Raw genomic sequence first — 25,397 nt, 5'->3', positions numbered from 1 at the left:
GGATCGCACGGCTGAAGGGGAACATGCCATGAGCGCCGAGGACCTCGAGAAGTACGAGACCGAGATGGAGCTGAAGCTCTACCGGGAGTACCGCGATGTCGTCGGTCTGTTCAAATACGTGATCGAGACCGAGCGGCGTTTCTACCTCACCAATGACTACGAGATGCAGGTGCACTCGGTCCAGGGTGAGGTGTTCTTCGAGGTGTCCATGGCCGACGCCTGGGTGTGGGACATGTACCGCCCGGCGCGGTTCGTGAAGCAGGTCCGGGTGCTCACGTTCAAGGACGTGAACATCGAGGAGCTGAACAAGAGCGACCTGGAGCTGCCGAGCGGCTGAGGTCGCACGTGTGGGTGACGGAGTTGTCCACAGTCTCTGAGCCGTCCACCAAGATCCACTTCTTGGGGGCGGGTGCGTGATCGTTGGCGCCGGAGGTGGTGCCGACATGACCGCACAGCTGGCACGCAGTGCCATGGGGAAGTACGGAGAGGAGCTGGCCGCACGGCGGCTGGCCGAGGCCGGTCTGACGGTCCTGGAGCGCAACTGGCGCGCCGGCCGGACCGGCGAGATCGACATCGTGGCCACGGACGGGGACGTCCTGGTCGTCTGCGAGGTGAAGACCCGCAGGCAGGGCCGCTTCGAGCATCCGATGGCGGCCGTGACCCCGCAGAAGGCGCAGCGGCTGCGGGACCTGGCCGAGCGGTGGATCCAGACACACGGGGGCGCGCCGCCCGGCGGGGTCCGCATCGACGTGGTCGGAGTGCTGCTGCCGGCCCGTGGCGCCGCCGTGATCGAGCATGTGCGGGGGGTGGCCTGAATGGCATTCGCCCGTACGTGTTCGGTGGCGCTGGTCGGCGTCGAGGGAGTGGTCGTCGAGGTCCAGGCCGACCTGGAACCCGGCGTGGCGGCGTTCACGCTGGTGGGACTGCCCGACAAGAGCCTCACGGAGAGCAAGGACCGGGTGCGCGCCGCGGTCGTCAACTCGGGCGTGGCCTGGCCCCAGAAGAAGCTCACGGTCGGCCTGAGCCCCGCCTCGGTGCCGAAGTCCGGCAGCGGCTTCGACCTGGCCGTCGCGGCTGCGGTCCTCGGCGCGGCGGAGCGCGTCGACCCACGGGTCCTCGCCGACATCGTGATGATCGGCGAGCTGGGGCTCGACGGGCGGGTGCGGCCGGTGCGGGGCGTGCTGCCGGCCGTGCTGGCGGCGGCCGACGCGGGCTACGAGCAGGTGGTGGTGCCCGAGTGCGCCGCCGCCGAGGCGTCCCTGGTGCCCGGGGTGTCGGTGCTGGGCGTCCGCAGCCTGCGGCAGCTGATCGCCGTCCTGGCGGACGAGCCCGTGCCGGAGGAGGAACAGGACGAGCAGGGCCGCCCGGACCCGCTCCTCGCCGGGCTGCGCGTACCGGGCACGGGCGCGGCCACGGGCATGCACAGCGTCGGCGCCGCCCAGCACGACCACGGTCACGACCTGGCGGACGTCGTCGGGCAGACCTCGGCGCGCACGGCGGTGGAGGTGGCCGCGGCCGGTGGGCACCACCTCTTCCTCGAAGGGCCGCCCGGGGCCGGCAAGACCATGCTCGCCGAGCGGCTGCCGGCCATCCTGCCCCGGCTGGGCCGGCAGGAGTCGCTGGAGGTCACCGCCGTCCACTCGGTGGCGGGTCTGCTGCCCCCGGGCAAGCCGCTGATCGACATCGCGCCCTACTGCGCCCCGCATCACTCGGCCACGATGCAGGCCCTCGTCGGAGGGGGCCAGGGCGTCGCGCGGCCGGGGGCGGTGTCGCTGTCCCATCGCGGGGTGCTGTTCCTCGACGAGACTCCGGAGTTCAGCGGCCAGGCCCTGGACGCCCTGCGCCAGCCGCTGGAGGCGGGGCACGTCGTGATCGCCCGCAGCGCGGGAGTGGTGCGCTTCCCGGCGAAGTTCCTCATGGTCCTCGCGGCCAACCCCTGCCCGTGCGGGCGGTTCTCGCAGCGGGACGACCTGTGCGAGTGCCCGCCCTCGGCGATCCGCCGCTACCAGGCCAGGCTCTCCGGCCCGCTGCTGGACCGGGTCGACCTGCGCGTCGAGGTGGACCGCATCACCCGCACCGAGCTGACCGCCGTCGGGGCCAGGGGCGAGTCGACGGCGACGGTCACCGACCGGGTGCGGGCGGCCCGGGAGCGGGCCATGGAGCGCCTCGCGGGCACCCCCTGGCGCACGAACAGCGAGGTGCCCGGCCGTGAGCTGCGCAGCCGCTGGTACGCCGTGCCCGGCGCGATGGACGAGGCCGAGCGGAATCTGGAGCGGGGCGCCCTGACCGCCCGGGGCCTCGATCGTGTCCTGCGCGTGGCCTGGACCGTCGCCGACCTCGTCGGGCACGACCGGCCCGACGCCACGGACGTCGCCCTCGCGCTCCAGCTGCGCACCGGGGTGCCGCGCGGGGTCCCCATGGCCATCGGGGCGCTGACATGAGCACGGGCGACGACATGAGCGCGGGCGGCGATGTGAGCGCGGGAGGTGACGTGAGCGCGGGCGGCGACGTGAGCGCGGGCGGTGACCCGGAAGGCGAACTGCTCGACCGGGTGCTGCTCACCCGGGTCCTGGAGCCCGGTGACGAGGTCGGCGGGCGGTGGGTGCGGGAGCTCGGGGCCGGGGCCGTGGTGCGGCGGTTACGCCAGGGCGGGCCCGCACTGCCGGGGGCGAGTGGGAAGCGCTGGGCCGGACTGCTGGCCAGGGCTCGGGCCGCCCGGCCGGAGCGCGATCTGGCAGCCGCCCGGGACGCCGGGGTGCGGTTCCTCCCTCCGGGGGACGCTCAGTGGCCGGGGCAGCTCGACGATCTCGGGGACGCCCGGCCCCTGGGGCTGTGGGTGCGCGGCCGGCCCAGTCTGCGGATGTGGGCGCTCAAGTCCGTCGCCGTGGTCGGCGCCCGGGCCTGCAGCGAGTACGGGGCCCACATGGCCGCGACCCTCGCCGCCGGCCTCGCCGAGCACGGCTGGGTCGTGGTGTCCGGCGGCGCCTACGGAGTCGACGGCGCCGCCCACCGAGGAGCGCTCGGAGCAGGCGGCGCCACCGTCGCCGTCCTCGCCTGCGGCGTCGACCGGCCCTACCCCCGCGGCCACACCCAGCTGATCGGCAGGATCGCCGAACAGGGGCTGGTGATCGGCGAGTTGCCACCCGGCGACCATCCGACGCCGAGCCGGTTCATCCTGCGGAACAGAGTCATCGCAGCCCTCACCCGCGGCACGGTGGTGGTCGAGGCCGCCCACCGCAGCGGCTCCCTGGTCACCGCGCGGGCCGCCCAGCGCCTCGGCCGGCACACCATGGGCGTGCCGGGCCCGGCCACCAGCGGGCTCTCCGCCGGAGTCCACGATCTACTGCGCGGTGAGGCGGCCCTGGTCACCGACGCCGCGGACGTCGTCGAACTCGTCGGTGACATCGGGGAGCTGGCCCCCGAGCGGCGCGGCCCTGTCCTGCCCCGGGACCTGCTGGAGCCGGCCGCCCGGCAGGTGCTCGCCGCGCTGCCGGGGCGAGGGACGGCCCGGCCCGAGGACATCGCCCGCTCCGCGCAGACCGCACCGGACGACGCGATCGCGAGACTGTACGAACTCCGAGCACTGGGTTACGTCGAACGACACGGCGACGGCTGGAAGTTGACACGCCAGGCGGTGATGTCGGTCCGCGGCGCCCGCGGGCCGGGGTGACCGGGGGTGTTCGGCCGTCCGGGGGAACCCCGAGAACCCTTGGAAATGCGCCCAGTTGGGGCCATCCGGTGATTACACCGGGCGGTCGCCACGCCTCGCCCGGACGCCTTCAGGAACGTATCTGCGCCCGCCTTGGCCTCCGCTCTTCGCACACCGCGACACCGCAGTCACGCTACGCTCACGAGGATCCCGACACGGACAGGCAACTCGACATCAGACAGACAGCCCACACCGGCAGCACCACTCCGCAGCAGAACGGCACAAGGCGACGAATGCCCCAGCACACCTCCGGGTCCGACCGGGCGGCGATCCCCCCAGCCGCCCGTGACGGTGGCAGCGTGCGGCCGCCCGCTCCCTCGACGCTCGACGAGCTGTGGCGGTCGTACAAGGCGACGGGGGACGAGCGGCTGCGGGAGCAGCTGATCCTGCATTACTCGCCGCTCGTGAAGTACGTCGCGGGACGGGTCAGCGTGGGCCTGCCGTCCAACGTCGAGCAGGCGGACTTCGTGTCCTCCGGGGTGTTCGGGCTGATCGACGCGATCGAGAAGTTCGACATCGACCGGGAGATCAAGTTCGAGACGTACGCGATCACCCGGATCCGTGGCGCGATGATCGACGAACTGCGGGCGCTGGACTGGATCCCCCGCTCGGTGCGGCAGAAGGCGCGCAACGTGGAGCGGGCCTACGCCACGCTGGAGGCCCGGCTGCGGCGGACCCCGAGCGAGGGCGAGGTGGCCTCCGAGATGGGCATCGCCGTCGAGGAACTGCACGCGGTGTTCAGTCAGTTGTCGCTGGCCAACGTGGTGGCCCTGGAGGAACTCCTGCACGGGGGCGGTGAGGGCGGCGACGGGCTCAGCGTCATGGACACGCTGGAGGACACCGCCGCCGACAACCCCGTCGAGGTCGCCGAGGACCGGGAGCTGCGGAGGTTCCTGGCACGGGCGATCAACACGCTGCCGGAGCGCGAGAAGACCGTGGTCACGCTGTACTACTACGAGGGCCTCACACTGGCCGAGATCGGGAACGTGCTGGGTGTGACCGAGAGCCGGGTCAGCCAGATCCACACCAAGTCGGTGCTGCAGCTGAGAGCGAAACTGGCGAGCTTCGGCCGCTGACCTGCCCGGATGCCTAAGGTTCGGCGGCAACTACTCCCGTCGGGCGGGACGCGTCCGTAGAGTGTTGACGTGCCAAGGATTCGAGCGGCCTCCGTGGCCGAGCACCGGTCGATGCAGCGAGCCGCCCTGCTGGACGCGGCTCGTTCCTTGTTGTCCGAGGGCGGTACGGAGGCGCTGACCTTCCCGGCCCTCGCCGAGCGGACGGGCCTCGCGCGCTCGTCCGTCTACGAGTACTTCCGGTCGCGGGCGGCCGTGGTCGAGGAGCTGTGCGAGGTCGACTTCCCGGTCTGGGCGGCGGACGTGTCGGCGGCGATGGAGCACGCCGGGGCCGCCGAGGCCAAGGTCGAGGCGTATGTGCGGCGGCAACTGGAGCTGGTCGGCGACCGGCGGCACCGCGCCGTGGTCGCGATCTCCGCGAGTGAACTCGACGCGGGGGCCCGGGAGAAGATCCGGGCGGCGCACGGCGGGCTGGTGGCGATGATCGTCGAGGCACTGGCCGAACTCGGCCACGAGCAGCCCCGCCTGGCGGCGATGCTGGTCCAGGGCGTGGTGGACGCGGCGGTACGCAGAATCGAACTCGGAGCGGCGGAAGAGCCCACGGCGATCACGGACGCGGCCGTGTCGATGGCCCTGAGGGGCGTACGCGGCTGACGCCCCGGCCTCGGCTTCGCCGGCGGCCCTCACGCCCGGACGTTGCTTCGCCAGCGGCCCTCACGCCCCGGGCCACGCCGCCGACGCCCACGCCCCGGGCTTGGTCAGGGCGTCCGTACCCCGGGCCACACCCGCGCACCTCGCCCTGCAGCCAGGCTGGCGGCAGTCCGCCCCGGGCTACACCCGTTCACGCCCGGGGCACCCCTCCCAGCCCACGCCCGCGGCACCACACCCCCAGCCCACGCCCGCGGCACCACACCCCCAGCCCACGCCCGCGGCACCCCACCTACGCCAGCGGCAGCAGTCTCGACGGGCCCCGGTGCAGGAGCCACGGTGGCAGGAGCGAGAGGGGGTTCAGGTAGGTGTCGGCGCGGCGTAGGCCCCAGTGGAGGCAGGGGGCCGTGCAGTGCGAGCCGTCGGCGTCCACCGTGCCGATCACCTCGCCCGGCTCCACCTCCGCGCCCTCCTCGACCGTCGCCGTCACCGGCTCGTACGTCGTGCGCAGGGGTGGATCACCCGTCCCCGTGAGGTCCACCGAGACGACCCCTCTGCCGGCCACCCGGCCCGTGAAGGCGACCCGGCCCGGGGCCACCGTGCGAACCGGTGTGCCCGCCGGTGCCGCCAGGTCCACGCCCCGGTGGCCCGGGCCGTAGGCCGTCGCCGGGGGCTCCCAGCCCCGCAGGACCCGGGGGCGCAGGCCCACGGGCCAGGCGCGGCCGACGGCCGGCACGGTGGCCGGCGGGTCGGCTTCGGCCGCGGGAGCGTCCGCCGCGAACAGCGGTGGCGGCGGGGCCAGCAGGGCCGTCGCGGTGACGATCACCAGCAGGATCAGGCGCGCACAGACACGTGCGCATCGGTTCGCTCGCATGCGGAAAGCGTTCCGGAACACCGGCGCCGCCGCTCGCGGCTGTGGGCGGCCGCCCGCTTGTGGACAACGGCGTCACCCGGCACCCCACGGGTCCCGTACACTTCTGGTGGCGACCCGAGTCATCGGGTCGACTTCGCACGCCCCGATACGAACCCCGGCAACGGGCCCGTATCAGCGCCCCTCGGTCCCTCGTGGAACGGCGCGCAGTGGGCGTCAGGCGCGGAAGCCGTCCGGCATCCGCGGCACAACCGAGAAATTCAAGGAGATACGGCCATGGCCGTCGTCACGATGCGGGAGCTGCTGGAGAGCGGCGTCCACTTCGGTCACCAGACCCGTCGTTGGAACCCGAAGATGAAGCGCTTCATCTTCACGGAGCGCAACGGCATCTACATCATCGACCTGCTCCAGTCGCTGTCGTACATCGACCGCGCCTTCGAGTTCGTCAAGGAGACCGTCGCCCACGGCGGCACGGTCATGTTCGTCGGCACGAAGAAGCAGGCGCAGGAGGCCATCGCGGAGCAGGCCACCCGCGTCGGCATGCCCTACGTCAACCAGCGCTGGCTGGGCGGCATGCTCACCAACTTCTCGACCGTCTACAAGCGTCTGCAGCGCCTCAAGGAGCTCGAGCAGATCGACTTCGAGGACGTCGCCGCGTCCGGTCTGACCAAGAAGGAGCTTCTCGTGCTCTCGCGCGAGAAGGCCAAGCTGGAGAAGACCCTCGGCGGTATCCGCGAGATGCAGAAGGTGCCCAGCGCCGTCTGGATCGTGGACACCAAGAAGGAGCACATCGCCGTTGGTGAGGCCCGGAAGCTGAACATCCCGGTCGTCGCGATCCTCGACACCAACTGCGACCCCGACGAGGTCGACTACAAGATCCCGGGCAACGACGACGCGATCCGCTCCGTCACCCTGCTCACCCGTGTGATCGCGGACGCGGTCGCCGAGGGTCTCATCGCCCGCTCCGGTGTCGCCACCGAGGGCAAGGGCGACAAGGCCGCGGGCGAGCCGCTGGCCGCGTGGGAGCGCGACCTGCTCGAGGGCGAGAAGAAGGCCGACGAGGCCGCCCCCGCCGCCGAGGCCGCTCCGGCCGCCGACGCTGCGCCGGCCGCTGAGGCCGCCCCGGCCACCGAGGCCGCTCCGGCCGCCGAGGCCGAGAAGCCGGCCGAGGCCGAGAAGCCGGTCGAGGGCGAGAAGCCGGCCGAGGCCGAGCAGGCCTGACCCGTCAGTCCGAGTTGACGGCGGGAGCGGCCGCGGCACCAGCGCCCTCGGCGCGGTGAAGCCCGCTCCCGCCGTTCACCCGTAGGTCGGCGGAAGGACAGCGCCCTCAGGCTCCATGGAGGCGCACCCCGCAGGATCCGCAGATCTTCGATCTTCCAGACTTCGAGAGAGATTCACAGACTCATGGCGAACTACACCGCCGCCGACGTCAAGAAGCTCCGTGAGCTCACGGGCGCCGGCATGATGGACTGCAAGAAGGCGCTGGACGAGGCCGAGGGCAACGTCGAGAAGGCCGTCGAGGCGCTCCGCATCAAGGGCCAGAAGGGCGTCGCCAAGCGCGAGGGCCGCTCCGCCGAGAACGGCGCCGTCGTCTCGATCATCGCCGAGGACAACTCCGCCGGCGTCATCGTCGAGCTGAAGTGCGAGACGGACTTCGTCGCCAAGGGTGACAAGTTCCAGGCCGTGGCCAAGACCATCGCCGAGCACGTCACCAAGACCTCCCCGGCCGACATCGAGGCCCTGCTCGCCTCCGAGATCGAGCCCGGCAAGACCGTCCAGGCGTTCGTCGACGAGGCCAACGCCAACCTCGGCGAGAAGATCGTCCTGGACCGTTTCGCGCAGTTCGCCGACGGCTACGTGACTGCGTACATGCACCGCACGATGCCCGACCTGCCCCCGCAGATCGGTGTCCTCGTCGAGCTGGACAAGCCGAGCGCGGAGATCGCCAAGGGCGTCGCCCAGCACATCGCCGCCTTCGCGCCGAAGTACCTCTCCAAGGAGGACGTGCCGGCCGAGGTCGTCGAGTCCGAGCGCCGCGTCGCCGAGGAGACCACCCGCGCCGAGGGCAAGCCCGAGGCCGCCCTGCCGAAGATCGTCGAGGGTCGCCTCAACGGTTTCTTCAAGGACGCCACGCTGCTCGGCCAGCCGTACGCGCTCGACAACAAGAAGTCGGTCCAGAAGGTTCTGGACGAGGCCGGTGTCACCCTGAAGCGCTTCACGCGCATCAAGGTCGGCATCTGAGTCCGTACCGCGCTCGACGCCCGACCCCTATAGGGTCGACAGCAGTCGTCCGCGTACGCCGTCACATGAGTGGCGGACGACAGCAGATCTGACGAGGAGGCCATTGCCGTATGGGATGCGAACCACGCCCCACCGGCAATGGCCTTCTTGGTATGTGCAACACGTGAAAGAGGCGGGATCCCCCATGACCACCAAGGCCCAGAAAAGCGACGACGGCAAAGTGCGCGGCCGGTTTCTGCTGAAGCTGTCCGGAGAGGCCTTCTCCGGTGGCGGCGGCCTTGGCGTCGACCCCGACGTGGTGCACAAGATCGCCCGAGAGATCGCGGCCGTCGTACGAGACGGCGCGGAGATCGCGATCGTCATCGGCGGTGGCAACTTCTTCCGCGGCGCCGAACTCCAGCAGCGCGGCATGGACCGGGCCCGCTCCGACTACATGGGCATGCTCGGCACGGTCATGAACTGCCTCGCCCTCCAGGACTTCCTGGAGAAGGTGGGCGTGGACTGCCGGGTGCAGACCGCTATCACCATGGGCCAGGTCGCCGAGCCGTACATCCCGCTGCGCGCCGTGCGGCACCTGGAGAAGGGCCGTGTGGTCATCTTCGGCGCGGGGATGGGCATGCCGTACTTCTCCACCGACACCACCGCCGCCCAGCGCGCCCTGGAGATCGACGCCGAGGCGCTGCTGATGGGCAAGAACGGCGTGGACGGGGTCTACGACTCCGACCCCAAGACCAACCCGGACGCGGTGAAGTTCGATCACCTCGGCTACGGCGAGGTCATCACGCGCGATCTGAAGGTCGCCGACGCCACGGCCGTCACGCTGTGCCGCGACAACAAGCTCCCGATCGTGGTCTTCGAGCTGCTGGCCGAGGGCAACATCGGACGCGCCGTCAAGGGTGAGAAGATCGGCACGCTGGTGGGGGACCCCGGCAGCCGGGACTGACACCCCGGGTACAACCCCGTCCGGGGGACGGACGGGTCGGAGCCGGGCCGGGGGATGGACAATGTCCTGCCGGTCGGGAACCGTGCAGGAAGAAGACGCGACGCAGCCGGCCGCCGCCCACATGGAACCGCAGCCGGGCCTACTCAAGACACGCAGGAGCAAGTGGTGATCGAAGAGACCCTCCTCGAGGCCGAGGAGAAGATGGAGAAGGCCGTCGTGGTCGCCAAGGAGGACTTCGCCGCGATCCGCACCGGCCGTGCGCACCCGGCGATGTTCAACAAGATCGTGGCCGACTACTACGGCGCGCCGACGCCGATCAACCAGCTGGCCTCGTTCTCCGTGCCCGAGCCGCGTATGGCCGTGGTGACCCCCTTCGACAAGAGCGCGCTGCGCAACATCGAGCAGGCGATCCGCGACTCCGACCTGGGCGTCAACCCGAGCAACGACGGCAACATCATCCGGGTGGTGTTCCCCGAGCTCACCGAGGAGCGCCGCCGGGAGTACATCAAGGTCGCCAAGGGCAAGGGCGAGGACGCGAAGATCTCGATCCGCTCCGTGCGCCGCAAGGCCAAGGAAGCCATCGACAAGCTGATCAAGGACGGCGAGGTCGGCGAGGACGAGGGCCGCCGTGCGGAGAAGGAGCTCGACGACACCACCGCGAAGTACGTCGCGCAGGTGGACGAGCTCCTGAAGCACAAGGAAGCGGAGCTGCTCGAGGTCTGATGAACGACTCTTCCTGGGGGGCGCCGCCACAGGCCGGGTACTGGGGGCCCACCGATCAAGGGCATGGCCACGGCCACGCCCAGGGCTCCGGTCACGGGCAGGTCCACAGCCCCGGCCACGGGCAGGTCCACGGCCCCGGCCACGGGCACGTCCAAGGGGCCGCTCCGGCGGGTCCCGCATACGATGCGTATGAAGCGCCTCAGACTCGCCCCATGCCCATCGTGCCCGACGTGACCGAATTCGGCGGAAACCAGGATGACGACCGGGGGGCTGCTCGGCTGAGCGGCACCCCGGTCCGAAACGACACGAATCCGGAGCCCATGCCCGACGCCTCGCAGCCGGCGCCCAAGCCGCCGAAGAAGAGCGCGGGGCGCGACCTGAGCGCCGCGATAGGGGTCGGTGTCGGGCTCGGTGCGGTGATCGTCGCGTCGCTGTTCGTCGTCAAGGCCGTGTTCGTCGGTGTCGTGGCCGTGGCCGTGGTGGTGGGCCTGTGGGAGCTGACGAAGCGGCTGGAGGAGCGCAAGGGCATCCGGGCACCCCTCGTGCCGCTGGCGCTCGGCGGTGCCGCGATGGTCGTCGCCGGGTACGTCCGGGGCGCCGAGGGCGCGTGGGTGGCGATGGCGCTCACGGCACTGGCGGTGCTGGTGTGGCGCATGACCGAACCGCCCGAAGGCTACCTGCGGGACGTCACCGCGGGCGTCTTCGCGGCGTTCTACGTGCCGTTCCTGGCGACCTTCGTCGCGATGATGCTGACCGCGGACGACGGGCCGCAGCGGGTGCTCACCTTCCTGCTGCTCACGGTCGTCAGCGACACCGGGGCCTACGCCGTCGGCTGGCGGTTCGGCCGGCACAAGCTCGCCCCGCGCATCAGCCCCGGCAAGACGCGTGAGGGCCTGCTGGGCGCGGTCTCCTTCGCCATGGTCGCGGGGGCGCTGTGCATGCAGTTCCTCATCGACGACGGGGCCTGGTGGCAGGGCCTGGTGCTGGGCCTCGCGGTCGCGGTCACGGCCACGCTGGGCGATCTCGGCGAGTCCATGATCAAGCGGGACCTCGGCATCAAGGACATGGGCACGCTGCTGCCGGGCCACGGCGGCATCATGGACCGGCTCGACTCGCTGCTGCCCACGGCTCCGGTGGTGTGGCTGTTGCTCGTGCTGTTCGTGGGATCCGGCTGAGCCGACCGGTCTTCCGCAGAGCCCCCGCCCGACCGGACGGGGGCTCTGCGCCGTCTCGGGCTGACCCCGAGGGGTCGAAGTGGGACGATTCAGGTGTACCTCCCAAAGGAGGCCATCATGGCCATCATCCGAGAGAGCATCGATGTCGACCGCCGCCCCGAGGAGGTCTACCAGTACGTCATGGACGCCGGTCACATGCCGGAGTGGCAACTGAGCGCCGTGTCCGCGGAGCGGTTGGACGAGGGGCCCGTCGGCATCGGCAGCAAGGTCCGGGTGACCCGGCACGTGGGCCGTCGCGTCATGCCGATGACCATGGAGGTCACCGAGTACGACCCACCGCACAGCTGGGGCATGCGCGGTGTCGACGGCCCGGTCCGGGCGCAGGTGCACGGCGAGGTCGAGCCCTACGACGAGGGCCGGCGCTCCCACGTCACGATCGACATCGACTTCGAGGGCCACGGCATGGGCAAGGTCATGGTCCCGCTCGTCGTACGCCCCCAGGTCCGCAAGGAACTCCCACGCAACGAGCAGCTCCTCAAGGACCGGCTGGAGGGCACGGGCGAGTAGGGCTCCGCTTCCTGGAGGCCCGGCCGGACGGCCCGGCACGCAGCCCGGGTCTCGGCAGCCGTCCCGAGCGGCCGCCCGAGTCACCCGATTGGATCTGCGACACTGGTACGGCCATGCCTAAGCCCGGAGAACTCACTTTCGTCGCCCCCCGCGGAGCCAAGAAGCCGCCGCGGCATCTTGCCGATCTCACTCCTGCCGAGCGCAAGGAGGCCGTCGCCGCTGTCGGGGAGAAGCCGTTTCGTGCCAAGCAGCTCTCGCAGCACTACTTCGCGCGGTACGCGCACGATCCGGAGCAGTGGACGGACATTCCGGCCGGTGTCCGGGGGAAGCTGCGGGAGGCGTTGCTGCCCGAGCTGATGACCGTCGTGCGGCATCTGTCGACCGACCAGGGGACCACCCGCAAGACGCTGTGGCGGCTGTTCGACGGGACGCTCGTCGAGTCGGTGCTGATGCGCTACCCGGACCGGGTGACCATGTGCATCAGTTCGCAGGCCGGGTGCGGGATGAACTGCCCGTTCTGTGCCACTGGGCAGGCGGGGCTGGACCGGAACCTGTCCACCGCCGAGATCGTGCACCAGATCGTGGACGGCATGCGGGCGCTGCGGGACGGGGAAGTGCCCGGAGGCCCGGCGCGGCTCAGCAACATTGTCTTCATGGGCATGGGCGAGCCGCTCGCCAACTACAACCGGGTCGCCGGTGCCATCCGGCGGCTGACCGACCCTGAGCCCGACGGGGTGGGCCTGTCGCAGCGCGGCATCACCGTCTCGACGGTCGGGCTCGTCCCGGCCATCCACCGGTTCTCCGACGAGGGCTTCAAGTGCCGCCTCGCCATCTCGCTGCACGCCCCCGACGACGAGCTGCGCGACACCCTCGTGCCGGTGAACACCCGCTGGAAGGTCCGCGAGGTGCTGGACGCCGGCTTCGAGTACAGCGCCAAGTCGGGGCGGCGGCTGTCCATCGAGTACGCGCTGATCCGCGACATCAACGACCAGGCCTGGCGCGGTGACCGGCTCGGCCGGATGCTCAAGGGCAGGCCCGTGCACGTCAACCTCATCCCGCTGAACCCGACGCCCGGGTCGAAGTGGACCGCCTCCCGGCCCGAGGACGAGAAGGCGTTCGTGGAGGCCATCGCCGCCCATGGTGTGCCGGTGACGATCCGGGACACCCGTGGTCAGGAGATTGACGGGGCGTGTGGTCAGCTCGCCGCCACCGAACGGTAGTCTGACCGTCGTAAGCACATCTGCATAAGCGACACCTGCACCATCCACACCTGCATATTCCGACAGGGGAGCGCCACAGCGCTGAGAGTGCGGCACACGGCCGCAGACCCTCCGAACCTGGCCCAGGTCATTCTGGGTAGGGAGATCGGTCACCACTCGAGCTGTTGCGCCCTGCCCGGGACCACGGAAGTCCCGGGCAGGGCCGCGTCTTCTCCTGGTCACTCCAGGAGGAATCCAGTGAGCATCAACGCAAAGCGGCTGACGGCTGTCGTCGTCGGGCTCGGCCTGGCCGGCACGCTCGCCGCGTGCGGATCGTCCGACGGCGGTCAGGGGTCCGGCGACTCCAAGACCGTGACGCTCGTCAGCCACGACTCGTGGGCCGTCTCCAAGGACGTCATCGCGGCCTTCGAGAAGCAGTCCGGCTACAAGGTCGACATCCTGAAGGACGGCGACGCCGGGCAGGCCGTGAACAAGGCCATCCTGACCAAGGGCAACCCGCAGGGCGACGTCTTCTTCGGCGTCGACAACACCCTGCTCTCGCGGGCGCTCGACAACGGGCTGTTCCAGCCGTACGAGCCGAAGGGCTCCGACCGGATCGAGGCCGAGTACCGCGTCGACCAGGACAAGCACCGGGTCACGCCCATCGACACCGGCGACATCTGCGTCAACTACGACAAGAAGTACTTCGCCGACCACGATCTGGAGCCGCCGAAGAGCTTCGACGACCTGGTCGAGCCCCAGTACAAGAACCTGCTGGTGACGGAGAACGCCTCTTCCTCCTCGCCCGGCCTCGGCTTCCTGCTCGGCACCGCCGCGAAGTACGGCGACGACGGCTGGGAGACCTACTGGAAGAAGCTCAAGGCCAACGGCGTGAAGGTCGTCGACGGCTGGGAGCAGGCCTACAACGAGGAGTTCTCCGGCTCGGCCGGCGGCAAGAAGGCCAAGGGCGACCGGCCGCTCGTCGTGTCGTACGCCTCCTCGCCGCCCGCCGAGGTCGTCTTCGCCGACCCGAGGCCCAGCACGGCGCCGACCGGTGTCGCCGAGGGCACCTGCTTCCGGCAGGTGGAGTACGCGGGGCTGCTCGCCAACGCCGAGAACAGCAAGGGCGGCAAGGCCCTCCTCGACTTCCTCATCAGTAAGAAGTTCCAGGAGGACATGCCGCTCAACATGTTCGTGTACCCGGTGACCGAGGGCGCCCAGGTCCCGCCGGAGTTCGTGAAGTACGGCCCGCAGGCGAAGGACCCCCAGACCATGGACCCGGCGAAGATCGCCGACCACCGTGACCAGTGGGTCAAGTCGTGGACCTCACTCGTACTGAAGTAGCCGCCCGGCGGCGCGGCGCGGCGGCGCGGTTCGGCCTGCTCGCCGCGCCCGTCGCGTTCTTCGCGGTCTTCTTCGCCTACCCCGTCGCCGCGATCGTCGCGCGCGGCCTGAAGACCGACGGCACCTGGCACCTCGGCCGGATCGGGGAGGTGCTCGCCCAGTCCGACGTCCGGCACGTGCTGTGGTTCACCACCTGGCAGGCGCTCGTCTCCACCGCGCTCACGCTGCTCGTCGCGCTCCCCGGCGCATACGTCTTCGCGCGCTTCGACTTCCCGGGCAAGCAGGTCCTGCGGGCGGTCGTCACCGTCCCCTTCGTACTGCCGACGGTCGTCGTCGGTACGGCGTTCCTCGCGCTGGTCGGCCGGGGCGGGCTGCTCGACGAGCTGTGGGGCGTACGCCTTGACACCACGGTGTGGGCGATCCTGCTGGCGCACGTCTTCTTCAACTACGCGGTCGTCGTGCGGACCGTCGGCGGGCTCTGGGCGCAGCTCGACCCGCGGCAGGAGGAGGCCGCACGGATGCTCGGGGCGTCCCGGCTGAAGGCCTGGCGGCAGGTCACCCTGCCCGCACTCGCCCCGGCCGTGGCCGCCGCCGCGCTCATGGTCTTCCTGTTCACCTTCACCAGCTTCGGGGTCGTGCAGATCCTCGGCGGGCCCACCTTCTCCACCCTGGAGGTGGAGATCTACCGGCAGACCTCGGAGATCTTCGACCTGTCGACCGCGGCCGTGCTGACACTGATCCAGTTCGTCGCGGTGGGTGCGATCCTCGCCGTGCACGCCTGGACCGTGCGACGCCGGGAGAGCGCGCTGCGACTGGTGGACGCGTCCGTGACCGCACGCCGGCCGCGTGGAGCGGGGCAGTGGGCGCTGCTCGGCGGGGTGCTCGCCACCGTCGCCGTACTGCTGGTGCTGCCGCTGGCCGTGCTGGTGCAGCGGTCCCTCGGCGCGCCGGACTTGGGCTACTACCGGGCGCTGACCAGCGAGGACGGGGGAATGTTCCTGGTCCCGCCGATCGAGGCGATCGGCAACTCCCTGTCGTACGCCGTCGTCGCCACGCTCATCTCCGTGCTGATCGGCGCGCTCGCCGCGGTCGCGCTCACCCGCCGGGACGCCGGGCGGTTCGTGCGCGGCTTCGACGCCCTGCTGATGCTGCCGCTCGGGGTGTCCGCGGTGACCGTCGGCTTCGGGTTCCTGATCTCCCTGGACGAACCGCCGCTGGACCTCAGGTCCTCGTGGATCCTGGTGCCGCTCGCGCAGGCGCTGGTCGGTGTGCCGTTCGTCGTACGGACCATGCTGCCGGTGCTGCGGGCGGTGGACGTGCGGCTGCGGGAGGCGGCCTCGGTGCTCGGGGCCTCGCCCTGGCGGGTGTGGCGGGAGGTGGACCTGCCCATGATGCGGCGGGCGCTGCTGATCGCCGCCGGGTTCGCCTTCGCCGTGTCCCTCGGGGAGTTCGGGGCGACGGTGTTCATCGCACGGCCCGACCGCCCGACGCTGCCGGTGGCCGTGGCCCGGCTGCTCGGTCGGCCCGGAGACCTCAACTACGGCCAGGCGATGGCTCTTTCGACGATTCTGATGGTGGTGTGCGCCGTGGCGCTGCTGGTGCTGGAGAGGCTCCGCACGGACCGGACGGGGGAGTTCTGATGCTGCTGGCACTGCGGGACGCGACGGTCCGCTTCGGCGGCCGGGCCGTGCTGGACGCCGTCGATCTGGAGGTCGCCGAGCACGAGATCGTGTGCGTGCTCGGGCCCAGCGGCAGCGGCAAGTCGACCCTGCTGCGGGCGGTGGCCGGGCTGCAACCCCTGGACGCCGGGCGGGTGCTGCTCGACGGGCGCGACCAGGCGGGCCTGCCGGCGCACCGGCGCGGGGTCGGGCTGATGTTCCAGGACCATCAGCTGTTCCCGCAGCGGGACGTGGGCGGCAACGTGGCCTTCGGGTTGCGGATGCACGGCGAGCCGAAGCGCCGGCAGGCCGAGCGGGTACGGGAGTTGCTGGACCTCGTGGGGCTGCCGGGCGCGGAACGCCGGGCCGTGGCCGCGCTGTCGGGCGGGGAGCAGCAACGGGTGGCACTGGCCCGGGCCCTCGCGCCGAGCCCCCGGCTGCTGATGCTGGACGAGCCGCTCGGTCAGCTCGACCGGTCGCTGCGGGAACGGCTGGTGGTCGAACTGAAGGAACTGTTCGGACGGTTGGGCACGACCGTGCTCGCCGTGACGCACGACCAGGGGGAGGCCTTCGCGCTGGCCGACCGGGTCGTGGTGATGCGGGAGGGGCGGATCGCCCAGTCCGGTACGCCCCTTGAGGTGTGGCAGCGGCCCGCCGACGCGTTTGTCGCCCGCTTCCTCGGCTTCGAGAACGTCGTCGAGGCGACGGTCGGTGCTGAAGCCGCGGACACGCCATGGGGCAAGGTCCCGGTGCCGGACGGCGCCCCGCAGGGCACCCGGACCCTGCTGGTGCGGCCCGCAGGAGTGCGCCTGGTGCCCGTTGGCACGGGCCTGCGCTGCACCGTGGCCGCGCGCACCTTCCGGGGCACCCATGTCGCCGTGCACCTCCAGCCCTCCGACGCGCCGCGTCTGGAGGCGGCCTGCGCGCTGCGGGACGCGCCGGAGAGCGGGGACGAGGTCGGCGTGGAGTTCGACGCGGCAGAAATCGTGGTGCTCGGCTGATCGTCCGCAGCCTAGGGTGCGAGGCATGACGCTACTCGAACACCACCGCTACTGCGACGAAATCGACCACCAGACCGCCCTGTTGCGGCAGGTGGTGACCTCGGGAGCGGACCTGTCCGCCGCCGTGCCGACCTGCCCCGACTGGTCGCTGGAGGATCTGGTCCGGCATACCGGCGCCGCGCTGCGCTGGGCGGAGCTGATGGTGCGCACCCGGGCGGAGGAGGAGGTGCCCGAGGAGCGGGTGCCGGGCGCGGCCGGTCCCGAGGCCGTCGGTGACGCCGCCGCACTGGACGCCTGGCTGAAGGAGACGGGCGAGCAGATCGTCGCCACGCTGCGGGAGGCCGGACCGGACGCGAAGGTATGGGGCTGGGCCGGGATTCAGAGCTCCGGGTTCTGGGCCCGCCGGATGACGCACGAGATCACCGTGCACCGCGCCGACGCCGCCCTCGCCGCCGGGCTGCCCTACGCGGTCGCGCCCGAGGTCGCCGCCGACGCGATCGACGAGTGGCTCCAGATAGTGGAGTACGTGCAGCGGACGGAGCCGCAGGACGTGGTGGGGGAGCTGGTCGGCACGGGCAGCAGCATCCATCTGCACGCCACCGACACCGAGTCCGCTCTGCACGCCGAGTGGATCGTCGAGCTCACCGAGGACGGTGTCCGCTGGCGACGGGGCCATGAGAAGGCCACCGTCGCCCTGCGCGGGCCGCTCACCTCCGTGCTGCTGGCGTTCTACCGCCGGCTGCCGCTGGACGCGCCGGAGCTGGAGGTGCTGGGCGAGCGGGAGCTGCTGGAGTTCTGGCTGGAGCGGGCGACCTTCGGGTGAGCCGGGCCGCGGCCCGCGTTCCCTCGTGCGGAACGTGGGCCCGCCCCCCCCGTACGGGACGTGGGCCCGCCCCCCCCCGTGCAGGACGCGGGCCCGCACCCTCGTACGGCACATGGCCCGCCCCCTGGTGAGGGACGGGCCACGGTACAGACGGTCGTCCGGGTGTGCGCGGGGGTCAGCTGTCGCTGTTGGCCCCGCGACGGCGCATGCCGAAGAACACCGCGCCACCGCCGACGACGACCAGGGCCGCCGCGATGCCGGCGATGAGGCCGGTGTTGGAGTTGGCACCGGTCTCGGCGAGGTTGGAGTCACCGGCCGGGGCGGGCACGTTGCCCGCCGGCGAGGTGCTCTGGCTCTCCGACGGCTCCGGAGCGGGGGTCTCGGTCTCCTCCGCCGGCTTGGACGGGGAGGCCGACGGGGTGGTCGGCGTGGCCGGGGGAGTCGAAGCCGGGGGCTCCTCCTCCTTCTTGCAGGCCGTGGCCGGGGTGACGAGGTTCGGCTTGATGTCCTCGTCCACGTAGCGAGCGGCCTTGACGTGGATGCGGTACTCGGCGTTCGGCTTCCAGTCGTCGGCGAAGGTGATGGTGGTGCCTTCGCGCGAGCCCTTGACGACCTGCGTGCCGACCTTCTTCGCGTCGGCGCCGTTGTTCTGCAGGTACACGGTGACCGTGGCCGGGATGCCGGCGGGGTCGACGTCGGTGACGGTGATGACGCCCTTGTCGCCATCGCACTTCGCCTCGGCGGAGAACTCGCTGATGTCGCAGGCGAACGAGGTGCCCGCGGCGCCGAGCGCGAGCGCGGCCGAGGCGGAGACGACACCGAGGACGCGCACGGCGCGTGAGCGGCGGGATACGGACAGAACTGCCACGTTTGTCCTTTACAGGATTGCTAAAGCGGGGGGCTGAGGCAGTGTTGACTGAGTATCAGCACTACCGGGAGACTCACAGGTCTATAAGCGCCGCATAAGTAGTGTCAACGCATATGCAGGTTGCAAGCACTTGCTTTGCCTTCTTATTAACCGCCGAGACGTTTCAAGGCCGCCGGCGCCTCCTCGATCCGGTCCACCAGCGCGATCCGGGCCTCCATCGAGCGCCCCGCGGCCAGCGACCGCAGCAGCGGCCAGGCGGGCAGCTTCTCCGTCCAGTGCGCGCGGTTCACCAGCACCATCGGCGTGGGCTCGCCGCGCGACTCGTAGTAGTTCGGCGTGGCGTTGTCGAAGATCTCCTGCAACGTCCCAGCGGCGCCCGGCAGGAACACCACGCCCGCGTCGGACCTGGCCAGCAGGCCGTCCTCGCGGGTGGCGTTGGCGAAGTACTTGGCGATGTGGGAGGCGAAGGCGTTCGGCGGCTCGTGGCCGTAGAACCAGGTCGGGATGCCCACCGAGTCGCCGCCCCGGGGCCAGCGGGCCCGGATCTCGAAGGCCGCCGAGGCCCACTCGGTGATCGACGGGGTGAAGTGCGGCGCCTTGCCGAGGAGTTCGAGCGACTCGCTGAGCATCTCGTCGCCGAAGGGGGCGGCGTACGCGCCGAGGTTGGCCGCCTCCATGGCGCCCGGACCGCCACCGGTGGCGACCGTGAACCCGGCGCGGGCCAGTTCCCGGCCGAGCCGTGCGGCACCGGCGTACTCCTCGGTGCCGCGGGCCATCGCGTGGCCGCCCATGACGCCCACGACCCGGGCGCCGGTCAGGAGTTCGTCGAGCGCGTCCGAGACGGAGTCGTCGTGGACCGAGCGCAGCATGGACGCGTGGATGTCGCGGTCGGCCTTGGTGCGCTGGAACCAGGCGTAGGCGAGGGCGTCGGGCGTGGCCTCGTAACCGTCGGCCAGTGACGCGAACAGTTCGTCCGGGGAGTACAGCAGGCCGCGGTACGGGTCGAAGGGCAGGCCCGGGACCGGCGGGAAGACCAGGGCGCCGTCGGCCCGGACCTTCGTGTCCGCGTCCTCGCGCATCGCGCAGCCGAGGAAGACCGCGCCCGCGGTGTCCGTGGTGAGCAGCTCGCGCGTACGGTCCGTCAGGTCGACGGCCTGGACGCGGTGTCCGGCGAGGGTGCCGCGCGCCGAGACGGTGGCGTCGAACTCCTCGAGGGTCTCTATCTCACGGTCGTCGTGGTGGGCCGCATGGGCGGGCATCGTCTGCACCCGCCCATGCTGGCACAGCCACCGTCAGCCCTGGACGGCCGCGGGGTCCATCCACACGACCTCGAAGGTGTGGCCGTCCAGGTCGTCGAAGGCGCGGCCGTACATGAACCCGTGGTCCTGGGTCTCGCCGGAGACGGAACCGCCCGCCGCGACCGCCTTCTCGACCAGTTCGTCGACCTTCTCGCGGCTCTCGGCGCTCAGCGCGATCAGCACCTCGCTGTTCTTCCTCGAGTCCACGACCTCCTTCTTCGTGAACTGGAGGTACTTCTCCTTGGTGTGCACCATGACCACGATGGTCTCGCTGATCACCACCGAGGCGGTCGTGTCGTCGCTGAACTGCTCGTTGATCGTGAAGCCCAGCTCCGTGAAGAACTTCTTCGAGGCGCCCAGGTCGCCGGTGCACAGGTTCACGAAGATCATCTGCTGGTACATGCGAGGTCTCTCCCATCAAGTCCGTGTCGTTACGCGGGGATAGACCGGGGGCCGGTCGGAAACTCATCGCCGTACGGAGAGTTTTTTCGTACGGGTTTTCCAGCGGGGTGAGGGTCGGCGGGGGCGCGGCTCAGCGGGCCAAGGGCAGCGCCGCCAGTTCGGCGACCGTCAGGGTGAGCGGGCCGAACAGGGCGAGCAGTGCGACGGCGCGCAGCGCGGCGGCGCTGCGCAGCATCGTGGCGGGGGCGCCGAGGCGCAACAGCGCGGCCGTGGTGGCGGCGCGGGCCTGCCGGGCCTCGACGGCGGCCGTGAGGAGCGTGGCCGTGGTGCAGCCGGTCACGAGGAGCACGCCGAGGGTGGTGAGCGGGCCGAGCGAGAGCCCGTCCGGGGCGTGCAGCAGTGCCATGGCCCACGCGGCGGACAGCACCGCGCAGACGACCCCCAGGGGGCGTCCGATGCGGACGGACTCCGCCATGAGGATGCGGCCGGCCAGGAGCCGCAGGGCGCCGGGGCGGGCCGACTGCAGCAGTCGTCCGCACAGGTGGGTCAGGCCGGGACCGGCCAGGGCCAGACCGACGACGGCGAGCGCCCAGCCCGCCATCACGCCCGGGGAGGCGCCGGAGAACGAGAGGTCGGGGGGTGTCGGGGAGGTACGGCTCGTGTAGCTCTCCACGGCCAGGCCCGCGGCCAGCACGGTGATCCCCCAGGGGAGACCGGAGGGGGCGACGATGGTGTCCGGCAGCGCCGCGTCGGGCGCCGGGGAGCCGTCGGGCCCGCCGGACTCCGTCTCACCCGGGCCGGGGTGAACGGCCAGGGCCCCGGCGGGGCTGATGGCCCCCGGCGCGTCCGGCGCCGCCGCGCGCGGGCTGGGCCAGCGGCCGGGGTCGCCGGAGTGGGTGTGTGTGCTTGTCGCGTCGGGGTGCGGGGTGGGGTCCTCGGCGGGGCGGATGGCTCCCGGGGTGTTCGGGGCGGCGGCGCGCGGGCTGGGCCAGCGGGCGGGGTCGCCGGACCAGTCATGGGCGCCTGTCGCGTCCGGGTGGGGGGTGGGGTCTGCGGCGGGGGTGGTGGCTCCGGGGGTGTTCGGGGCGGTGGCGCGCGGGCTGGGCCAGCGGGCGGGGTCGCCGGGACGGCCCTGGGTGCCTGTCGCGTCCGGGTGCGGGGTTCCGGTGTCCGTGTTCGGGGCGGTGAGGCGGGTCGGGTCGCCGGGCTGGTGGTCGGGCAGCTGGGCCGGTGGGGCCGCGATCGCGCTCACGGTGCCGCCGGGGCCGGTGACCGCCGCCGGTGCGGTGCCGCCGGTCCGGGCCGCGGGCGGGGCGGGCTCGGCGTCACCCGGTGCGGCCTCGTCGCTCCCCGGGCCGGTGCCCGGCCGGTTGATCTGCCGTCCGAACCGGCCGTACGCCCCGAACGTCTCGCGGGTGCTGGTGCGCCGGTACGCGCCGAAGCGGCCGTACAGCCGGGCCGCCCCGGGCCCGGCGGCCCTCGCCTCGCGCGGACGCAGGGCCAGCGCCACCGCCACCGACGCGCCGACGGGCACGAGCGCCAGCAGGGTCAGGGCGCCCGGCAGCGGCAGGGGCCGGTCCGCGGCGAGGAAGTCGGCGGCGGCACCGTCGAAGGGCATGCCCGTCAGGTCTCCGCGCAGGTGCAGGAAGACGAGCAGGGCCAGCATCGCGCCCAGCGTGCAGGACAGGGCCGTCGTCGTCGCCGAGACGGCCATCATGCGCACCGGGCCGAGGCCGATCGCCGAGAGGCCGGCGCGGGGCTTGGTGCCGGGGTCGGTACGGGCCACGGCGACCGCGAAGTACACCGTGGCGGCCAGTGGGGCGGCGCACCAGGCCAGCCGCAGCAGGGCGGTGCCGGGGGAGCCGGGGTGGCCCAGGGCGTAGCCGAGGGCGCAGAGCAGCAGGAAGGCCGTGCCCGCCGAGGCGGCCGCGACCAGCAGGCGGCGCAGCTGGACGGCGGGGTGGGCGCCGCGGGTCAGACGGAGAGCGAGCACGCGGCCCGGCCTTCCGGCTCGCGGGGCTCGGCGACCGGCGGCAGGTGCACCGTCTGCACGCGCCGCCCGTCCAGCAGCGACACCGTGCGGTCGGCGAGGGCCGCGGTCTCGGCGTCATGGGTGGCCAGCACGACGGTGATGCGATGCGAGCGGGCCGCCGTGGTGAGGGTGCGCAGCACATGGGCGCGGTCGGCGCGGTGCAGCGGAGCCGTGGGCTCGTCGGCGAACAGCACCGACGGCGCGGGGGCCAGCGCGCGGGCGATGCAGACCCGCTGCCGCTCGGCCTGCACCAGCTGGTGCGGCCGTTTGCGGGCGCTGTCGCCGATGTCCAGGCGCTCCAGCCACTCCAGGGCCGCGGTCTTGGCGCGGCGGCGGCTGGTGCCGCGCAGCATCAGCGGCAGGGCGGCGTTCTCCCAGGCGTTCAGCTCCGGGACCAGGGAGGGGGCCGGGTCGATCCAGCCGAAGCGGTCGCGGCGCAGCCGTTCGCGGGTGAGGGGGCCCATGGTGTGCACGGGCACGCTGTTGAACCAGACCTCGCCGCGCCGCACGGGCACCAGGCCGGACAGGCACCGCAGCAGGGTCGTCTTGCCGCTGCCGCGTGGGCCGCCGATGGCGAGGATCTCGCCCTCGCGCACGCCGAGCGAGACGCCGCAGAGCGCGGGCGAGCCGTCGTCGTGCTGGAAGTGCAGGGCGCGTGCCCAGAGCACGTCGTTGTCCGGCGGGGCCTCCATGCGCGTACACCTCGGTTCAGATCCATAGTTCCCGTGCCGTCCCCCGTGCGGGGGAACGAAGGCAGGGCCGATCGGTCACTGGGCACGCTAGGCAGAAGGCGGCGGGAGGCCGGACAGCACGCGGCCCCGGGCCGCCGTTTCTCACTCGAACGGGCGGTACCGGGGCCGGTGTTGATCATCCTGGAAGACGATCTGAGCGACGGGCGTCAGAGCTTCGTCCACGCCTCCGTGAGGGTGGTGCGCAGGATCTGCTCGATCTCGTCGAACGTCGACTGGTCGGAGATCAGCGGCGGGGCGAGCTGGACGACCGGGTCACCGCGGTCGTCGGCCCGGCAGTACAGGCCGTTGTCGTACAGCGCCTTGGAGAGGAAGCCGTACAGGACGCGCTCGGTCTCCTCGTCGTTGAAGGACTCCTTGGTGTTCTTGTCCTTCACCAGCTCGATGCCGTAGAAGAAGCCGTTGCCGCGGACGTCGCCGACGATCGGCAGGTCGTGGAGCTTCTCCAGGGTGGCGCGGAAGTTGCCCTCGTTGTCCAGGACGTGCTGGTTGAGGTTCTCGCGCTCGAACAGGTCGAGGTTGGCCAGGCCCACGGCCGCGGAGACCGGGTGGCCGCCGAAGGTGTAGCCGTGCAGGAAGGTGTTGTCGCCCTTGTAGAACGGCTCGGCCAGGCGGTCGGAGATGATGCAGGCGCCGATCGGGGAGTAGCCCGAGGTCATGCCCTTGGCGCAGGTGATCATGTCCGGCACGTAGTCGAACTTGTCGCAGGCGAAGTACGTGCCCAGACGGCCGAAGGCGCAGATGACCTCGTCCGAGACGAGCAGTACGTCGTACTGGTCGCAGATCTCGCGGACCCGCTGGAAGTAGCCGGGCGGGGGCGGGAAGCAGCCGCCGGCGTTCTGCACCGGCTCCAGGAAGACCGCGGCGACGGTGTCCGGGCCCTCGAAGAGGATCTGCTGCTCGATCTGGTCGGCGGCCCAGCGGCCGTAGGCCTCGGGGTCGTCGCCGTGGATCGGGGCGCGGTAGATGTTGGTGTTCGGGACCTTGTGGGCGCCCGGGACCAGCGGCTCGAAGGGGGCCTTCAGGGCCGGCAGGCCGGTGATGGACAGGGCGCCCTGCGGGGTGCCGTGGTAGGCGACCGCGCGGGAGATGACCTTGTGCTTGGTGGGCTTGCCGGTCAGCTTGAAGTACTGCTTGGCGAGCTTCCAGGCGGTCTCGACCGCCTCACCGCCGCCGGTGGTGAAGAAGACCTTGTTCAGGTCGCCCGGGGCGTGGTGCGCGAGGCGCTCGGCCAGCTCGACGGCCTTGGGGTGGGCGTAGGACCACACCGGGAAGAACGCCAGCTCCTGCGCCTGCTTGAAGGCGGTCTCGGCGAGCTCGACCCGGCCGTGCCCGGCCTGCACCACGAACAGGCCGGCGAGGCCGTCCAGGTAGCGCTTGCCCTTGTCGTCGTAGATGTACGTGCCCTCGCCCCGGACGATGGTGGGGACGGGGGCCTTCTCGTACGACGACATGCGCGTGAAGTGCATCCACAGGTGGTCGTACGCGGACTGGGAGAGGTCCTTGCTCACGGCTATCGGGTCCTCACGGTTATCGGGTTCCCCACATGTAGGTCTGCTTCTTTAGCTTGAGGTAGACGAAGCTCTCGGTGGAGCGCACTCCGGGCACGGCCCGTATGCGTTTGTTGATGACCTCCAGGAGGTGGTCGTCGTCCTCGCAGACGATCTCCACCACCAGGTCGAAGGACCCCGCGGTCATCACCACGTACTCGCATTCGGACATGGCCGACAGCGCGTCCGCGACCGACTCCACGTCGCCCTCGACGTTGACGCCGACCATCGCCTGTCTGCGGAAGCCCACGGTGAGCGGGTCCGTGACGGCGACGATCTGCATCACGCCCTGGTCGAGCAGCTTCTGGACGCGCTGGCGCACGGCCGCCTCCGACAGGCCCACGGCCTTGCCGATGGCGGCGTACGGCCGGCGGCCGTCCTCCTGGAGCTGCTCGATGATGGCGAGGGAGACGGCGTCCAGCTGCGGCGAGCTGCCGTTCCTGGACTCGCGGGAGGGCTCGCGGGACTCCCGCGAGCCCTTCTGATCTGCGCTTCGACTGGCCACGAGGTCACTGTGCACGAG

24 protein-coding genes, 1 pseudogene and 1 riboswitch are annotated in these 25,397 nt (G+C 71.5%); of the genes and pseudogenes, 17 read left to right on the top strand and 8 right to left on the bottom strand.

The window, feature by feature from the left end; translation table 11 throughout:
• Nucleotides 1-28 precede the first annotated feature (28 nt).
• From ACFZDE_RS26700 to ACFZDE_RS26675, 6 genes are all read left to right on the top strand, one after another.
• On the top strand, nucleotides 29-337 hold the full coding sequence (locus tag ACFZDE_RS26700; protein WP_003993268.1) for a DUF2469 domain-containing protein: 309 nt from the start codon (nucleotides 29-31) through the stop codon (nucleotides 335-337).
• 76 nt (nucleotides 338-413) lie between these two features.
• Nucleotides 414-815: a YraN family protein gene (locus ACFZDE_RS26695; RefSeq protein WP_391003896.1), complete on the top strand. Its 402-nt coding sequence runs from the start codon at nucleotides 414-416 to the stop codon at nucleotides 813-815.
• Nucleotides 816-2,441 carry an ATP-binding protein gene (locus tag ACFZDE_RS26690; protein ID WP_391203962.1) on the top strand — a complete coding sequence of 542 codons (1,626 nt, stop codon included), beginning with the start codon at nucleotides 816-818 and terminating at the stop codon, nucleotides 2,439-2,441.
• The gene (gene dprA, locus ACFZDE_RS26685) at nucleotides 2,438-3,670 is read left to right on the top strand and encodes a DNA-processing protein DprA (RefSeq protein WP_391203959.1); all 1,233 of its coding nucleotides are present in this window, start codon (nucleotides 2,438-2,440) and stop codon (nucleotides 3,668-3,670) included. The genes ACFZDE_RS26690 and dprA overlap by 4 nt, the downstream gene beginning before the upstream one ends.
• Nucleotides 3,671-3,942: 272 nt before the next feature.
• On the top strand, nucleotides 3,943-4,785 hold the full coding sequence (gene whiG, locus ACFZDE_RS26680; protein ID WP_031103428.1) for an RNA polymerase sigma factor WhiG: 843 nt from the start codon (nucleotides 3,943-3,945) through the stop codon (nucleotides 4,783-4,785).
• Nucleotides 4,786-4,878: 93 nt separating this feature from the next.
• Nucleotides 4,879-5,436 carry a TetR family transcriptional regulator gene (locus tag ACFZDE_RS26675; RefSeq protein ID WP_391004266.1) on the top strand — a complete coding sequence of 186 codons (558 nt, stop codon included), beginning with the start codon at nucleotides 4,879-4,881 and terminating at the stop codon, nucleotides 5,434-5,436.
• A gap of 286 nt (nucleotides 5,437-5,722) precedes the next feature.
• On the opposite strand, the gene ACFZDE_RS26670 is transcribed toward ACFZDE_RS26675, so the two are convergent.
• A complete protein-coding gene (locus ACFZDE_RS26670) occupies nucleotides 5,723-6,304 on the bottom strand; it encodes a peptidoglycan DD-metalloendopeptidase family protein (protein ID WP_391203956.1) in 582 nt (193 codons plus the stop codon).
• Nucleotides 6,305-6,577: 273 nt separating this feature from the next.
• Between ACFZDE_RS26670 and rpsB the strand changes: the two genes are divergently transcribed.
• From rpsB to ACFZDE_RS26615, 11 genes are all read left to right on the top strand, one after another.
• Nucleotides 6,578-7,522 (top strand): 30S ribosomal protein S2, encoded by a 945-nt coding sequence (gene rpsB / locus ACFZDE_RS26665; protein WP_391203953.1) that lies wholly within the window; start codon nucleotides 6,578-6,580, stop codon nucleotides 7,520-7,522.
• 183 nt (nucleotides 7,523-7,705) lie between these two features.
• Entirely contained in the window at nucleotides 7,706-8,542 is an 837-nt protein-coding gene (gene tsf, locus ACFZDE_RS26660; protein WP_391203950.1) for a translation elongation factor Ts, read from the top strand.
• A gap of 184 nt (nucleotides 8,543-8,726) precedes the next feature.
• Nucleotides 8,727-9,485, top strand: coding sequence for a UMP kinase (gene pyrH / locus ACFZDE_RS26655; RefSeq protein ID WP_030852122.1), 759 nt, complete (start codon nucleotides 8,727-8,729; stop codon nucleotides 9,483-9,485).
• 165 nt (nucleotides 9,486-9,650) lie between these two features.
• Nucleotides 9,651-10,208 (top strand): ribosome recycling factor, encoded by a 558-nt coding sequence (frr, locus tag ACFZDE_RS26650; RefSeq protein WP_006136598.1) that lies wholly within the window; start codon nucleotides 9,651-9,653, stop codon nucleotides 10,206-10,208.
• The gene (locus ACFZDE_RS26645) at nucleotides 10,208-11,383 is read left to right on the top strand and encodes a phosphatidate cytidylyltransferase (protein ID WP_391203947.1); all 1,176 of its coding nucleotides are present in this window, start codon (nucleotides 10,208-10,210) and stop codon (nucleotides 11,381-11,383) included. The genes frr and ACFZDE_RS26645 overlap by 1 nt, the downstream gene beginning before the upstream one ends.
• Nucleotides 11,384-11,500: 117 nt before the next feature.
• Nucleotides 11,501-11,950 carry an SRPBCC family protein gene (locus ACFZDE_RS26640; RefSeq protein WP_391203944.1) on the top strand — a complete coding sequence of 150 codons (450 nt, stop codon included), beginning with the start codon at nucleotides 11,501-11,503 and terminating at the stop codon, nucleotides 11,948-11,950.
• A gap of 113 nt (nucleotides 11,951-12,063) precedes the next feature.
• Nucleotides 12,064-13,170: a 23S rRNA (adenine(2503)-C(2))-methyltransferase RlmN gene (rlmN, locus tag ACFZDE_RS26635; protein WP_391203941.1), complete on the top strand. Its 1,107-nt coding sequence runs from the start codon at nucleotides 12,064-12,066 to the stop codon at nucleotides 13,168-13,170.
• Nucleotides 13,171-13,224: 54 nt separating this feature from the next.
• Nucleotides 13,225-13,331: riboswitch (TPP riboswitch) on the top strand.
• 76 nt (nucleotides 13,332-13,407) lie between these two features.
• Nucleotides 13,408-14,493 (top strand): thiamine ABC transporter substrate-binding protein, encoded by a 1,086-nt coding sequence (locus tag ACFZDE_RS26630; RefSeq protein ID WP_391203938.1) that lies wholly within the window; start codon nucleotides 13,408-13,410, stop codon nucleotides 14,491-14,493.
• Nucleotides 14,469-16,133, top strand: a complete 1,665-nt coding sequence (locus tag ACFZDE_RS26625) for an ABC transporter permease subunit (RefSeq protein ID WP_391203934.1) — start codon at nucleotides 14,469-14,471, stop codon at nucleotides 16,131-16,133. Before ACFZDE_RS26630 ends, ACFZDE_RS26625 begins: the two co-directional genes overlap by 25 nt.
• The gene (locus ACFZDE_RS26620; RefSeq protein WP_391203931.1) at nucleotides 16,133-17,152 is read left to right on the top strand and encodes an ATP-binding cassette domain-containing protein; all 1,020 of its coding nucleotides are present in this window, start codon (nucleotides 16,133-16,135) and stop codon (nucleotides 17,150-17,152) included. Before ACFZDE_RS26625 ends, ACFZDE_RS26620 begins: the two co-directional genes overlap by 1 nt.
• A 25-nt stretch (nucleotides 17,153-17,177) precedes the next feature.
• Nucleotides 17,178-17,975, top strand: coding sequence for a maleylpyruvate isomerase family mycothiol-dependent enzyme (locus ACFZDE_RS26615; protein WP_391005665.1), 798 nt, complete (start codon nucleotides 17,178-17,180; stop codon nucleotides 17,973-17,975).
• Nucleotides 17,976-18,150: 175 nt separating this feature from the next.
• Here ACFZDE_RS26615 and ACFZDE_RS26610 read toward each other — a convergent pair whose 3' ends face one another.
• The 7 genes and pseudogenes from ACFZDE_RS26610 to ACFZDE_RS26580 form a co-directional block, all read right to left on the bottom strand.
• The gene (locus ACFZDE_RS26610; RefSeq protein WP_391203927.1) at nucleotides 18,151-18,843 is read right to left on the bottom strand and encodes an LAETG motif-containing sortase-dependent surface protein; all 693 of its coding nucleotides are present in this window, start codon (nucleotides 18,841-18,843) and stop codon (nucleotides 18,151-18,153) included.
• A 146-nt stretch (nucleotides 18,844-18,989) separates the two neighbouring features.
• Nucleotides 18,990-20,111 (bottom strand): LOG family protein, encoded by a 1,122-nt coding sequence (locus tag ACFZDE_RS26605; RefSeq protein ID WP_391203922.1) that lies wholly within the window; start codon nucleotides 20,109-20,111, stop codon nucleotides 18,990-18,992.
• A gap of 24 nt (nucleotides 20,112-20,135) precedes the next feature.
• Nucleotides 20,136-20,543 carry a VOC family protein gene (locus tag ACFZDE_RS26600; protein ID WP_391005671.1) on the bottom strand — a complete coding sequence of 136 codons (408 nt, stop codon included), beginning with the start codon at nucleotides 20,541-20,543 and terminating at the stop codon, nucleotides 20,136-20,138.
• A 1,377-nt stretch (nucleotides 20,544-21,920) separates the two neighbouring features.
• Nucleotides 21,921-22,536: pseudogene (locus tag ACFZDE_RS26595) on the bottom strand (hypothetical protein); the annotation flags it as partial.
• On the bottom strand, nucleotides 22,518-23,267 hold the full coding sequence (locus ACFZDE_RS26590; RefSeq protein WP_391005673.1) for an ATP-binding cassette domain-containing protein: 750 nt from the start codon (nucleotides 23,265-23,267) through the stop codon (nucleotides 22,518-22,520). The pseudogene ACFZDE_RS26595 and the gene ACFZDE_RS26590, both read right to left, overlap by 19 nt.
• A gap of 206 nt (nucleotides 23,268-23,473) precedes the next feature.
• Nucleotides 23,474-24,841, bottom strand: a complete 1,368-nt coding sequence (locus ACFZDE_RS26585) for an aspartate aminotransferase family protein (RefSeq protein ID WP_391204448.1) — start codon at nucleotides 24,839-24,841, stop codon at nucleotides 23,474-23,476.
• Between the two features lie 13 nt (nucleotides 24,842-24,854).
• On the bottom strand, nucleotides 24,855-25,394 hold the full coding sequence (locus ACFZDE_RS26580) for an Lrp/AsnC ligand binding domain-containing protein (RefSeq protein ID WP_391203919.1): 540 nt from the start codon (nucleotides 25,392-25,394) through the stop codon (nucleotides 24,855-24,857).
• Between the last annotated feature and the right edge of the window lie 3 nt (nucleotides 25,395-25,397).

It is taken from the genome of Streptomyces sp. NPDC007929 (assembly GCF_042959065.1).
GTDB lineage: Bacteria > Actinomycetota > Actinomycetes > Streptomycetales > Streptomycetaceae > Streptomyces.
This window is presented reverse-complemented; position numbering and strand designations above follow the sequence as displayed.